This is a genomic window from Bacillus sp. AC266 (assembly GCF_979253805.1).
On the sequence record NZ_CEEDEC010000007.1, the window covers coordinates 61,534 to 75,128 of the forward strand.

At 36.9% G+C, this 13,595-nt stretch carries 12 protein-coding genes; 6 read left to right on the plus strand and 6 right to left on the minus strand.

Features of this window, described 5'->3' with window-relative positions; all coding sequences use genetic code 11:
• Positions 1–44: 44 nt before the first annotated feature.
• Positions 45–1,658 carry an MDR family MFS transporter gene (locus tag AC0IXC_RS24320; protein ID WP_044444494.1) on the minus strand — a complete coding sequence of 538 codons (1,614 nt, stop codon included), beginning with the start codon at positions 1,656–1,658 and terminating at the stop codon, positions 45–47.
• A 19-nt stretch (positions 1,659–1,677) separates the two neighbouring features.
• Positions 1,678–2,145: a MarR family winged helix-turn-helix transcriptional regulator gene (locus AC0IXC_RS24325; protein ID WP_002140385.1), complete on the minus strand. Its 468-nt coding sequence runs from the start codon at positions 2,143–2,145 to the stop codon at positions 1,678–1,680.
• Positions 2,146–2,416: 271 nt separating this feature from the next.
• On the opposite strand from AC0IXC_RS24325, the gene glpT reads away from it, so the two are divergent.
• The 6 genes from glpT (at position 2,417) to opp4A (ending at position 9,667) form a co-directional block, all read left to right on the plus strand.
• Positions 2,417–3,766 (plus strand): glycerol-3-phosphate transporter, encoded by a 1,350-nt coding sequence (gene glpT / locus AC0IXC_RS24330; protein ID WP_002029809.1) that lies wholly within the window; start codon positions 2,417–2,419, stop codon positions 3,764–3,766.
• A 274-nt stretch (positions 3,767–4,040) separates the two neighbouring features.
• Complete coding sequence (locus AC0IXC_RS24335) at positions 4,041–5,060, plus strand: ABC transporter ATP-binding protein (protein ID WP_215590713.1); 1,020 nt, start codon at positions 4,041–4,043, stop codon at positions 5,058–5,060.
• Entirely contained in the window at positions 5,047–5,973 is a 927-nt protein-coding gene (locus AC0IXC_RS24340; protein WP_002140382.1) for an ABC transporter ATP-binding protein, read from the plus strand. Before AC0IXC_RS24335 ends, AC0IXC_RS24340 begins: the two co-directional genes overlap by 14 nt.
• A gap of 14 nt (positions 5,974–5,987) precedes the next feature.
• Positions 5,988–6,956 (plus strand): oligopeptide ABC transporter permease, encoded by a 969-nt coding sequence (gene opp4B, locus AC0IXC_RS24345; RefSeq protein ID WP_215590711.1) that lies wholly within the window; start codon positions 5,988–5,990, stop codon positions 6,954–6,956.
• 17 nt (positions 6,957–6,973) lie between these two features.
• Positions 6,974–7,879 carry an ABC transporter permease gene (locus tag AC0IXC_RS24350; RefSeq protein ID WP_215590709.1) on the plus strand — a complete coding sequence of 302 codons (906 nt, stop codon included), beginning with the start codon at positions 6,974–6,976 and terminating at the stop codon, positions 7,877–7,879.
• Between the two features lie 12 nt (positions 7,880–7,891).
• Positions 7,892–9,667 (plus strand): oligopeptide ABC transporter substrate-binding protein, encoded by a 1,776-nt coding sequence (gene opp4A, locus AC0IXC_RS24355; RefSeq protein ID WP_341086746.1) that lies wholly within the window; start codon positions 7,892–7,894, stop codon positions 9,665–9,667.
• 119 nt (positions 9,668–9,786) lie between these two features.
• On the opposite strand, the gene AC0IXC_RS24360 is transcribed toward opp4A, so the two are convergent.
• From AC0IXC_RS24360 to AC0IXC_RS24375, 4 genes are all read right to left on the minus strand, one after another.
• The gene (locus AC0IXC_RS24360; protein ID WP_002125236.1) at positions 9,787–9,903 is read right to left on the minus strand and encodes a DUF4027 family protein; all 117 of its coding nucleotides are present in this window, start codon (positions 9,901–9,903) and stop codon (positions 9,787–9,789) included.
• A gap of 323 nt (positions 9,904–10,226) precedes the next feature.
• Entirely contained in the window at positions 10,227–10,649 is a 423-nt protein-coding gene (locus AC0IXC_RS24365; RefSeq protein ID WP_002010593.1) for a universal stress protein, read from the minus strand.
• Positions 10,650–10,714: 65 nt separating this feature from the next.
• The gene (locus AC0IXC_RS24370; RefSeq protein ID WP_002188312.1) at positions 10,715–12,166 is read right to left on the minus strand and encodes a SulP family inorganic anion transporter; all 1,452 of its coding nucleotides are present in this window, start codon (positions 12,164–12,166) and stop codon (positions 10,715–10,717) included.
• A 156-nt stretch (positions 12,167–12,322) separates the two neighbouring features.
• Positions 12,323–13,570 carry a cell wall-binding repeat-containing protein gene (locus AC0IXC_RS24375; RefSeq protein ID WP_215590705.1) on the minus strand — a complete coding sequence of 416 codons (1,248 nt, stop codon included), beginning with the start codon at positions 13,568–13,570 and terminating at the stop codon, positions 12,323–12,325.
• Positions 13,571–13,595: the final 25 nt, after the last annotated feature.

A 13,595-nucleotide genomic window follows, 5' to 3' on the forward strand; every position in this document is an offset into this window, starting at 1 on the left:
GGTTATACTCAAAAAAAGCATCGCCATAAGGCGATGCTTTTTTATTACGAATATGATACAGTTTTTTCCTTTTCTTCTACAGCAGGCTCTTCAGCATCTTTTTTACGATCAGACAGTTTAATTTTCTGTAAGAAAATCGTAAAGATAGCACCTACTACGATAAATACCAATCCTGTTAAGAATACAGTATGAAGTGAGTCCACTAAAGAGCTTTTCAAAATTGGTACGATGCTATTAGAAAATGCTTCTGGCATTTGTTTTAATGCCTCTGGACTAAATAGCATAGAATATAAACTTTGTGGATCTGTATGAATCATATCTTTAAATTTTGTTACCATTTGTCCCGCTTCTTTTGGGAATGTGTCTAATACAGGTACTAATTTATTTGTTAACGTTGTGCCTGAAGTGTTATTCATAATTGATCCTAAAATTGTAATCCCAAACGTTCCACCGATTTGACGGAAGAATTGACTTGATGATGTTACAACGCCAAGATCTTTTTTCGGGAAGCTTTCTTGTAATGCTAATGTTAATATCGGCATAACAAGACCCATTCCTAAACCGATAACCATCATATAAGAAGTAGCGGTAAGCTTAGTTGTATGCATATCCATCGTTGTTAATAACCAGAAACCACTAGCCATAATAAGCATCCCTGTAATAATTTGTGGTTTCACACCAATTTTTAATACAAGCTGACCACCGATAATACTCATAACGATCATTGTAATCATCATCGGTGTCATAATCGTTCCTGATTCAGCAGCACTTACGCCTACAATTCCTTGCATAAAGAACGGTACGAACATAATTGCTCCAAACATTCCGATACTCATAAAGAAACCGATCGCATTCAGTAGTGTAAATGTACGGTTTTTAAAGAAGTGCATCGGTAAAATTGGTTCTTCAGCCTTCGTTTCAACGATAACAAAGCTAACAATACCAATGGCAGCTAGTGCAAATAACCCGATAATTTGCCAAGAACCCCATGCATAATCTTTCCCGCCAAACGTTAACGCAAGTAATAAACTTACAACACCGAGAATCATCGTGAAGATTCCAGCGATATCAATTTTAATTGGTCCTGTTTGTTTATGTGCTTTTAATCCCATTGCAATGAAGATTGTCGCTAAAATACCAACTGGTAAGTTAATATAGAATACCCATCTCCAGTTCACTGCGTCTACAATCCAACCACCAACTTGTGGTCCAATTACAGAGGCAAGACCGTATAGAGCTCCAAAAATACCTTGCCATTTAGCACGTTCTTTTCCCGTGAACATATCTCCGATAATAATCATAGCCATTGGCATCATAATACCGCCACCAAGACCTTGAATACCACGGAAAATAATTAATTCTGTCATACCGTTTGCCATACCACATAACGCTGAACCAACCATAAAGATAATTAATCCTGCTATATATACGTTACGACGCCCAAGTAAATCCGCTAATTTACCTGCAATCGGTACAACCGTTGTTGATGTTAACATGTACGCTGTTGTTAACCATGTCATTAAACTTAATCCACCTAGTTCACCGACGATACGCGGCATTGCTGTACCAACGATTGTTCCGTCCAATGCAGCAAATAGCATTGCGATTACTAAACCGATTAACAACAACTTTCTATTCTGATTTTCTTGTTGCTCCATGTAATCTCCTCAATTCCTCTTAGTTTTTCTCTTTTTTCTCTTTTTTCTCTGGTTTCCCACAAATAATTGTTTCTAGCTTTTCAAAGAGGCGCAACAAATCTTCCCTCTCTTGTAATTCTAAGTGTGAGAAGTATTTTGCAATATGCTCATTACGAGCCGCCATCGCTTCTTCTACTGTAGTTTTCCCCTTCTTCGTTAGCTCAATGACAACAACGCGGCGATCATTATCGTCGTGATAGCGCTCTACTAACCCATGATCAATTAAACGATCAGTCATTACTGTAATCGCGCTCGGTTTCACGTACATTTTCTCCGCCAATTGTGTCGCTCTTGAAGCTCCGTAATGATCTAAAATCTTTAAAATATAAAACTGCGGTGGTGTAAGTCCTGATGCTTGCATTTGTTCTAATAGCTCTGTTTGCATTTTCTTTCCTATAGCGAATGTAAGAGCTTGAATCTTATCAATATGAGTCATATCATTTGGCATGTTATCCACCTCTTATTTAAGCAATAAAATATTTAACGTATTTAAATATTAATCCCACAAACAAAATACGTCAACAACTTTCTTTATAAAAACGTTTACATTCTTGTCACAAAGTTGTATAATTTTCGTCGAAGTTAATATTGACAGTCACGGAGAATCGGAGTATATGGCTATGAATCATAAAAAAGGGAACTTTTTTATATTTCATAGCCTTTTTGTATTCTCTCTGTCTTAAAACGCTTCCAATTAATTAGGGGAGGATTTTCATTTTATGTTTTTCACACAATTATTTAAACCTGCGCCCCACGCAGAACGCTTACCAGCTGATCGCACTGATAGCGAATACCGCAAATTGCGTTTGCAAGTATTCTTAGGCATCTTCATCGGTTATGCGGGTTACTACTTTGTTCGAAAAAACTTTTCACTCGCAATGCCATACTTAATCGAACAAGGCTTTAGTAAAGGGGAACTTGGGGTTATCCTTTCAGCAGTATCTATCGCTTACGGATTAAGTAAATTTCTTATGGGTATCGTATCCGATCGTTGTAATCCTCGCTACTTTTTAGCAGCTGGGCTATTTTTATCCGGTATCATTAATATTATTTTCGGCTCATTTTCTTTCATTACAACGAGCATTATACTTATGTTTGTACTTCAGTTTTTAAATGGATGGGTACAAGGTATGGGATGGCCTCCTTGTGGTCGTACGATGGTTCACTGGTTCTCCGTTAGTGAACGTGGTACAAAAATGTCTATTTGGAACGTCGCTCATAATGTCGGCGGCGCGCTTATGCCTTCTCTCGTTACATTAGGCTTATATTTCTTTGCAAATGACTGGAAAAGTATATTTTACTTCCCAGGTATTCTTTCAATTTTAGTGGGGATTTATGTATTAATTACGATGAGAGATACACCTCAATCTTGCGGATTACCTTCTATTGAAGAACATACTGGGGAATATCCATCAGATGAAAAAGTAGCGGACCGTGAACGCGAACTTTCGGTAAAGGAAATTTTATTTAAATACGTATTAAACAATAAGTTTTTATGGTACATCGCTATCGCTAACGTTTTTGTTTATTTCGTTCGTTACGGCGTTGTAGACTGGGCTCCTACTTATTTAGTTGAAGAAAAAAGCTTTACTCATAGTAGCTCACGTACAGCTTATGCTCTATATGAATGGGCTGGTATTCCAGGTACGCTTCTTTGCGGATGGATGAGTGATAAACTATTTAAAGGACGCCGTGCACCTGCTGGTATTTTATTTATGGTCGGTGTATTTATCGCAGTTCTTGTTTACTGGCTAAACCCTCCTGGTAATCCAATGGTTGATAGCATCGCACTTGTCGCAATTGGATTTTTAATTTACGGACCTGTTATGTTAATTGGCCTACACGCTCTTGACTTAGCACCAAAGAAAGCTGCTGGAACTGCCGCTGGGTTAACTGGGTTCTTCGGTTACCTAGGGGGAGCTACTTTTGCTAGCGCAGCTATGGGCTTTATTGTAGATGGATTCGGATGGGACGGCGGATTCATTTTGCTCCTTGCTTCTTGTGTCCTTGCAATGTTCTTCCTTGCTCTTACTTTAAATACAGGATCTACAAAACAAAAACAAGCTTAAACAATAATATTATACTTACAAAAAAAAGAGAGACAGTTCTTTCCAGAACACCTCTCTTTTTTCTACATATAGTACTTTTTTATTACAAATAATTTATCAATCCACCCCATAATTGTGAGCGTTTTAAAAGGGTTTTTATCCTTATATTACTGCATCTCATCTCTATATAAAAAGATTTTTGAATATTTACTCTTGTCAAACATTGTCGCTTTATATTAAAATAGCAACAACATACTAAATATTTAGTCTTTTCAGAAAAGATGGAGGGATAACCATGAAGAATCCACTTCTTCGCATTGAAAACTTACAGACTTCCTTTCGCATACAAGATCAATATCATGCAGCAGTTGATAACGTTTCGTTAACTGTCCATGAAAATGAAATTGTCGCGATAGTTGGTGAATCCGGTTGCGGAAAAAGTGCACTTGCCCTTTCCATTATGCGACTGCATAATGAAGCAAATACAAAATTACAAGGGCAACTTAACTATAGAGATAAGGATTTACTTACTATGTCGACCGCAGAGATGAATAAAGTACGCGGATCAAACATCGGTATGATTTTCCAGGAACCTCTTACAGCACTCGATCCTCTTATGACAGTTGGAAAACAAATCGAAGAAAACTTAGACTACCACACAAACCTTTCGAAAGCAGAAAAGAAAGAACGCACCTTAGAACTACTCCATCAAGTTGGTATTCCAAAACCAGAACTTACATATAAACAATACCCTCACGAATTATCTGGCGGAATGAGACAAAGAATTGTTATCGCGATTGCGATTGCTTGTAACCCAGCACTCATTATTGCGGATGAGCCAACAACGGCTCTTGACGTAACCATCCAAGCACAAATTTTAGACTTACTAAAATCTATTCAAGAACAAACGAAAATGGGCATCATTTTAATTACACATGATTTAAGCGTTGTTGCCGAAACAGCTGATCGTATTGTCGTTATGTATGCAGGACAAGTTGTAGAAACAGGAACAGTAGAAGAGATTTTTAATAACCCGCTTCACCCATATACTCGTTCTCTATTAAACTCCATTCCATCTGCGTATGGTGAAAAAGAAAAATTGCATGTAATTCAAGGCGTGGTTCCTTCGTTAGCGAAGCTTCCTCGCACTGGATGTCGATTCCAAGCCCGAATCCCTTGGGTTAGACCAGATCAACATGAGGAAAATCCTGTTTTACATGAAGTAAAACCAGACCATTGGGTACGTTGTACTTGCTATAAGCACTTCAACTTCCAACATAAGAAAGGAGATGGCGTAACTCATGGCACTGCTTAAAGTAGAAGATTTAAAAGTACACTTTCCAATTAAAGGCGGTTTCTTCGGACGTACATTAGATTATGTACGAGCTGTCGATGGCGTAAGCTTTGAATTACAACCTGGTGAAACATATGGAATCGTTGGTGAATCAGGTAGCGGCAAATCAACAACGGGTAAAGCAATTATGCACTTAACGAAAGCGACAGGCGGTAGCATTCATTTTAATAATAGGGATTTAACGAAATTAAGTCGCTCTGAGTTAAGAGAACAACGAAAAGATATCCAAATGATTTTCCAAGATCCGTATTCATCATTGAATCCAAAAAAACGTGTTATCGATATTATTGCCGAACCACTTCGGAATTTTGAAAAGCTCTCACCCGATGAAGAGCGTCGAGCAGTTCAAGAATACCTTGATAAAGTTGGGTTAAATCCAGAGTCTATTTATAAATACCCACATGAATTTTCCGGTGGACAAAGACAGCGAATTGGTATTGCACGCGCTCTTACATTAAAACCAAAACTTATTATCGCCGATGAACCAGTATCTGCACTTGACGTGTCGGTACAAGCGCAAGTTTTAAACTTCTTACAAGATTTACAATCTGAACTTGGATTAACGTACCTATTCATAAGTCACGATTTAGGCGTAATTCGTCATATGTGTGACCGCATCGGTGTAATGTATCGCGGGCGCATTGTCGAAGAAGCAACTAGTGCAGAAATTTATAATAATCCACAGCACATCTATACGAAACGCCTAATATCAGCTATTCCTGATATTCGTCCAGAAAACCGCGAACAACAACGTAAATTACGTCAACAAGTAAGTTCTGAGTACGAAAAATCATACGAAAAGTATTTCAATGAAAACGGTCGTGCTTACGATTTAAAACCAATCTCGCCAACTCACCGGGTGGCATTACCTTAAGGGAGTGATAAAACATGTGGAAATTTATATTACGGAGATTTTTAGTGATGATCCCGCAATTATTCGTGTTAAGTATACTAGTCTTTCTACTAGCTAAAGCAATGCCAGGCGATGCCTTAACCGGTAGAACAATGAATAACCCAAAAGCAGATCCAAAAGTGATTGAAGAACAGCGAGAAAAGCTTGGATTAAATGACCCAGTTACAACACAATATGTTCGCTGGATTAAAAATGCAGCCCAAGGTGACTTTGGTATTTCCTATGCACATAAAATGAAAGTAACCGATTTAATTGGAGAACGACTTGGAAACACAGTATCTTTAGCACTTGTCATTCTTATTCTTACTTATTTAATTGCCATACCACTCGGAGTTATAAGTGGGCGTTGGAATGATACCTGGGCTGATCGACTCATTACCCTTTACAACTATCTAGGTTTTGCTACACCGCTATTTATATTTGCACTAATTATGCTCTTCCTTTTCGGATTTAAGTTTGCTCTGTTTCCGACTGGCGGTAGCGTAGATCCTCAAGTTGCAACAGGTACATTTGCTTACTATTTAAGCAAATTCAATCACATGCTATTACCAGCTTTATCCGGCGCATTAATTGCGACAGTTGGTACTGTTCAATATTTACGAAGCGAAATTATCGATACGAAACATAAAGATTTTGTACGTACAGTAAGAGCAAAGGGTGTTCCAGAATCAAAAGTCTATTCTAGACATATTTTACGAAATTCATTCTTACCAATTGCAGCCTTCTTAGGTTATGAAATTACAGGATTAGTTGGTGGTGCCATCTTCTTGGAAAGTATCTTTAGTTATCCAGGGATTGGACAACTATTTATACAATCTATCTCTCAACGCGATTTTAGTGTAATAACTGCACTCGTTATGTTTACTGGATTTGCAACGCTACTTGGAACTCTCCTTTCAGATATTATTCTAAGCATCGTTGATCCACGTATTCGTATTGATTAAAGAAAGGAGGGTTTTTAATGTTAGCAAACCCTAAAAAACAAACTGAAGTTATTCATTACGAAAAAAGTCCTTCTGGTTTCTCTATTATGTGGCGAGAACTTCGCAAAGATAAATTAGCAATGTTTTCACTTTTTTTCCTAGCAATCTTATTACTAGCGGTATACGCAGCATCTTTTATTATGAAACAAGAAGATATTGTACGAGTTGATTTATTCGCCATTTATGCCCCTCCCTCTGCTGAACATTGGTTAGGAACAGATTACGGAGGACGCGATATTTTCGGCCAACTTATTATTGGTACACGTAACTCATTTACAATTGGACTAGCTATTACTATTCTTTCTTGTTTGATTGGTCTTTCAATTGGATTAATTGCCGGTTATTTTGGAGGAACTATTGATAATATCATTATGCGCGTTATCGATTTTGTCATGGTTTTACCATTTTTAATGCTTGTAATTGTTTTTATTACACTTGTTCCTACATTCAACATTTTTACTTTCATTTTAATTATGACCGTTTTCTTATGGACAGGAAAGGCAAGATTAATTCGCTCAAAAGTATTAACTGAAAAAGAACTCGATTATGTCTCTGCATCAAAAACATTAGGAACACCAAACTGGAAAATCATTCTTTTTCAAGTACTACCTAACTTAAGCTCAATTATCATTGTCAGTGTTACATTAAATCTTGCTGGAAACATCGGTATTGAATCTGGTCTAACTTTCTTAGGATTTGGTCTACCAGAAAGTACACCAAGCCTTGGTACACTTGTTAGTTATGCTAGAAATCCAGATGTATTACAAGAGAAATGGTGGATTTGGTTACCCGCATCAATCATGATTTTAGCATTGATGCTGTGTATAAATTTTATTGGTCAAGCGCTACGTCGTTCGGCCGACGCAAGACAAAGAAAAGGATAAGGGGTGGAAGAAATGACAAATAAGCCAAAATTTTTCAAAGTATTAAGTACACTTGCGGTTTCAACATTACTACTTTCAGCATGTGGGGGCAGTGGTGGTAGTGAAAAAACGAGCAGCACAAAAAAAGTAGATACAAATAAATTTAGTGCATCTGTTAAAAATGATAAAAAGGAAATTAAAGATGGTTCATTAACATATGGTCTTGTTTCTAACACACCATTTGAAGGACTTTTGAACTTCGCTGTATATGAAGGAGATCCTGATAACCAGGTCATTACAATTTTCGATGAATCTTTATTATCAAATGACGAAAACTGGGAATACACGAATGATGGTGCTGCTACATATGAAATTTCTAAAGATAAAAAGACAATTACCCTTAAAATTAAAGATAATGTAAAATGGCATGATGGAAACCCTGTTACTGCTGAGGATTTAGAATACTCTTATCTAGTGATTGGTAACAAACAATATGCCGGTTCTCGCTATGACACTCAAATGCAAATGATTGAAGGTATGGAAGATTACCATAATGGAAAAGCCGAAAAAATTTCAGGTATAAAGGTAACGGATCCAAAAACAATTTCGATTACGTTTAAAGAACCGAATCCTTCAGTGAAAACTGGGCTTTGGACATACCCTCTTCATAAGAAATACTTAGGAGATGTACCAATCGATAAATTAGCAGAATCTGATAAAATCCGTAAAAACCCAATTGGTTTCGGACCTTTTAAAGTGAAGAAAATTACGCCAGGTGAAGCTGTTGAATTTGAACGTTTTGATGATTATTATGGCGGAAAACCAAAACTAAAAAGTATGGTTTTAAAAGTTGTTAACCCTTCCGTTGTTAACGCGTCCTTAAAAAATGGTGATATTGACATTGCTGAAGTAAGTGCAGATCAGTATCCAAATGTAAGTACATTAAAAAATGCACAATTAGTCGGTAAAACTGATTTATACTATAGCTATATCGGTTTTAAATTAGGCCATATGGATAAAGAAAAAGAAGAAGTAGTAATGGATAAGGAGAAATTCAAAGATGTTCGTGTACGTCAAGCAATGGCGTATGCTATTGATCGAAAAGAAATTGGTGAAAAATTATATCATGGCCTACGTTATCCGGCTAACTCACCAATCCCACCATCTCTACCAAAATATCACAACAATAAAGTTGGTTCTTACGATAAAGATGTAGAGAAAGCTAAAAAGTTATTAGATGAAGCTGGCTATAAAGATACGAACGGAGATGGATTCCGTGAAGATCCGAATGGTAAAGAATTTAAAGCTAATTTCTTATCAATGAGTGGTAGCGATGTAAGTGAACCACTCGCAAAATTCTTTATTCAATCTTGGAAAGACATCGGCCTAAAAGTAGAGCTTCTTGATGGTCGCTTACATGAATTTAACTCATTCTACGATATGATTAAAAAGGATGATCCAAAAGTTGATATTTTCTCTGGAGCTTGGGGAACTGCATCTGACCCAGACCCTTCTGGTATTTGGGCTAAAAATGCATCGTTCAATTACACGCGTTGGTCTAATGACAAAAATAATGAATTATTAAAACAGGGTATTTCTCCAGCGGCTGCTGATGAAAAGTATCGTAAAGACGTCTACGATAAATGGCAAAAATTAATTCATGATGAAGTACCATTAATTCCACTTCATTATAAATTCGATTTAAAAGGTGTAAACAACCGCGTAAAAGACTATAAATATACACCAGAAGATCAATATAAATGGGGTAACGTTAGCGTAACAAGCGATAAAGCAGAAACAGAGAAATAAAATAAAAATAGCTCCTAGCCTATACTTTCTTTCGCTAGGAGCTATTTTTTATTTATCTCTAAAGTATAAATTTTGTAGTTTATAATGACCATTTCCCTTCTTCTTCTTATACAATACGATTAAAACATTTGCTGAAACATCTTTATTAAAACAGCTAACATAACAGATCCAGCAAATCCACCTAAACAAATTAAACTTACCCCTTGGCTATAAGACAAATTTTGAAATGATTTCATACCTTCCATCCTCCCTATATCCCCTTTGATATTCTTATTGTATCAATGGGAAAAATTTCATAACATCGATTTCGCTGACAACTAACTTACAAATTTGTAAGTTAACAACTTCCCTCTAAACTTATATCTAGTATTTCCATAATCTCCCCCTCTATACATCAAAAAAGACCTCGAATTATATCAAGGTCCTGCTTACACTACATAATATCTCACTCAACTCATTTTACCCCGCTATTCGCCGGGCAGTAAGACCCCCACCTCAAAATTCAGTGAAAGCAAAGAAGTTAGGTGGGGGATGAACAAACCCCCCACTGATTAAAGCTTCACTTTATAATCATAACCGGGCATTTCACACGCTTTGCTATTTTATGACTTACACTACCAAGCACCATCTCTTGCAGTGTATTTAGCCCTCTACTCCCAGCAATAATAAGATCTATATCTCCTGTATTTACATATTGAACAATCGTATCTCCTGGATCGCCATGTAGAATCGTAATTTTGTAGGAAATGTTCTCTTTCTTTAATAAACCCTCAATCTCTTTTAATTTATCTTTTCGACTAGCTGATATTGTTTCTAAATCCGTTTGTCCTTGTATAATATCTGACTTTGCCGTTCTATTATCTACTACGTACACAACTTCAACATGTGTTTCTTCGTTAAATTTCGCAATATATGTTGCATGCTCGGCTGCTCGAAGTGCATGTTCAGAACCATCGCATGCTAATAAAATTTGTTTGTACATATGCTGAATCCCCTTTTCGTTATCCTACCCGTATTATATAATAAAGCCCCCTAAAAAGGAGGCTTCTAACTAGCAATTCTCTTATTATAAGTAGCTAAATTCGCAACGAGCTTCGAGCTACGTTCATTTAACCCTGTGATCCTTACTTTCACACCGTTCTGTTCATATTTCATGATAACCTTATCAATTGCCGCTACTGCTGAATCATCCCATACGTGTGCGTTAGTAAAGTTCATCTCAATTTCTTTCACATTTTCATTGTATGAAAAAGCATTTATATACTCTGCCGTAGATGCGAAGAATAGTTGGCCGTGAATTTCGTATATTTTCTTATTTTCAATATACAAATGTTTCACGTGAATCTTTGCCATATTGAATGCAAATAAAACTGCACTAATTATCGTTCCGATAATTACACCTAATCCTAAATTATGTGTAATTAGGACAATCACAACTGTTACGATCATAACAAATGCGTTTCCTTTTGGTACTTTATGAATCGTCGCTACAGAGTTCCAATCAAACGTCCCAATCGAAACCATAATCATAACTGCAACTAAAGCTGCCATCGGAATATGAACAACGTAATCACCTAAAACAAATAGCAATACGATTAAAAAACCACCGGCTACAAACGTCGATAATCTCCCGCGACCACCTGATTTAATGTTAATAACAGATTGTCCAATCATTGCACATCCTGCCATTCCTCCGAAGAAACCAGCAACAACGTTCGCAATCCCTTGTCCACGTGCCTCTTTATGCTTATTACTTTCCGTATGTGTCATATCGTCTAAAACCGACGCCGTTAATAATGACTCTAGTAAACCTATAACCGCTAGCATAACTGAATACGGTAAAATAATTGCTAATGTCTCAAGTGTAAATGGAACATCAGGAATACTAAAGAACGGTAATTCTTTCGGTAAGCTTCCCATATCCCCTACTGTTTTCAACTGTAATCCGCTCATAAGTGCAATGCTTGTCACAATAATAATTGAAATAAGTGTAGACGGAACAGCCGTCGTAATACGTGGAAATAAATATATAATTGCAAGTCCTAATGCGACAAGTGCATACATTTGCCAAGTTGCATTTTTAAAATGCGGCAATTGCGCTGTAAAAACTAAAATTCCAAGTGAATTTAAAAAACCACTCATAACGGATTTAGGAACAAACTTCATAAATGAGCTCAGCTTGAACACTCCAAAAATAATTTGAACAATACCTGTTACTATTGTCACAGCAAATAAATATTGCAAACCGTGATCCTTCACAAGAGTGACCATTAATAATGCCATCGCACCCGTTGCCGCCGAGATCATCCCTGGTCTTCCGCCGACAAACGAAATTGTAACCGCAATACAAAAGGCCGCGTACAATCCAACCGTCGGATCTACACCTGCAATAACAGAAAAAGCAATCGCTTCAGGAATTAACGCTAAAGCAACAACAATTCCTGACAGCACGTCCCCTCTCATATTTGAGAACCATTCATTTTTTATAGTTTGAAACAAAGTAACACTCCTCCACTCTTTTATCATTTGATTTTCTCCATAAGAAAATCAAGGCCGACTGCACGAAGGCTATTATATAACGAGCAAAGGATGTTGTGCTATGTAAAAGTTTCCTAAAGAAAAGACGCTACCTTAGCAGCGTCTTTTCTCATTTCATTAATGTCCACCGTGACCTTGACCACTTTCCTGAACAATTTCTAACCTCTCATCTAATATCCCTTGTGTTTCAAATGAAACATCACTACTACTTCCTAATAGGAAACCATGGTTATATGGTCCAAGTGTTGGATCATCTTTAAACTTCGGCTGAATAGTAGCAAGGAAGTCATAAACTGGTTGTGAAGCTTTTCCTTCCTCAAGCAAAACAACAGGGGCATGTTTACCCATATGTGAAAACGGTGCTCCCGCAATTGCTAAGTCTGGTGTTTTGCTTGAAACAAATGACAAACCGTGACCTGGTTTTGTGAATCCCCAGCCAAATTTCGTTTTTTCATCTTTAAATTTCGCAAATGCAACCGAATTTTCTGTTGGAGTCTCCCCACTAATACGCGTTACTTTCCCGTATTTACTTAACTCTTTTTCTACTTCTTTCGAAACGATTTTTTCTGGTCCTAACACATATATATTCGCTTTATCTTTTCTCGTCTTTAATGCCTCTATTGTCGCTTCTGGCACTTTATTTTTTTCAGTATATAGAAGAGGTTCTGGCATATGAGAAATCCAATTTACAGCTGGTGTTGTATATAAACGTCCTTCTTCTTCAGACGAACCGATAATAACGCTATTTGGATAATTTCCTGTTATATCGGCATATTCTTTATCAACATCTTTAGCAAATTTAGCTGGGTCCGTTTCTTTTATTTGCTTTACTTTATATTCTTTTAATTGCTCTAGGCTAGATGCCCCTATATCCCCCATCACCATAATTTGCGTTCCATCTTTCGTTCCGAGCGGATTTAATCGTTTTATTTCTTTTAACGTCATTTCGGGTACCTTTTCTTTTTCTATAAATAAAATCGGTCCGTTATTCGGATGATGAATAAGATCCGCACTTGCAATACCTAATTGCCACTCGCTTACTGGCACTAAAATAATAGCGCCTGGCTGATTCTCTTTATGCGTTGCTGGCCATATCGTTTGCGAAGTTAATACTGCCATTTGCAGAGGATCATTTGTATTTAATCTCGTTACATTTTTTAAACTTGTCGTTAATAAATCATTCGATGCACCTTGATTCATTTCTTTCGGCGCAGTTACCTCCTGATTCATTTTCATTTCCTTTTGCTCTGTTTTCTTCTCTTCTGTAGATTCATGATTTTTATGATCTGTACTCGTTTGTCCGCATGCCGCAAGACCGACTGCTGCAATTATTGTTATCCCCAAAATTCGGGTCATCTTTTTCACTATATCGCCTCCGTATTATTCGTTT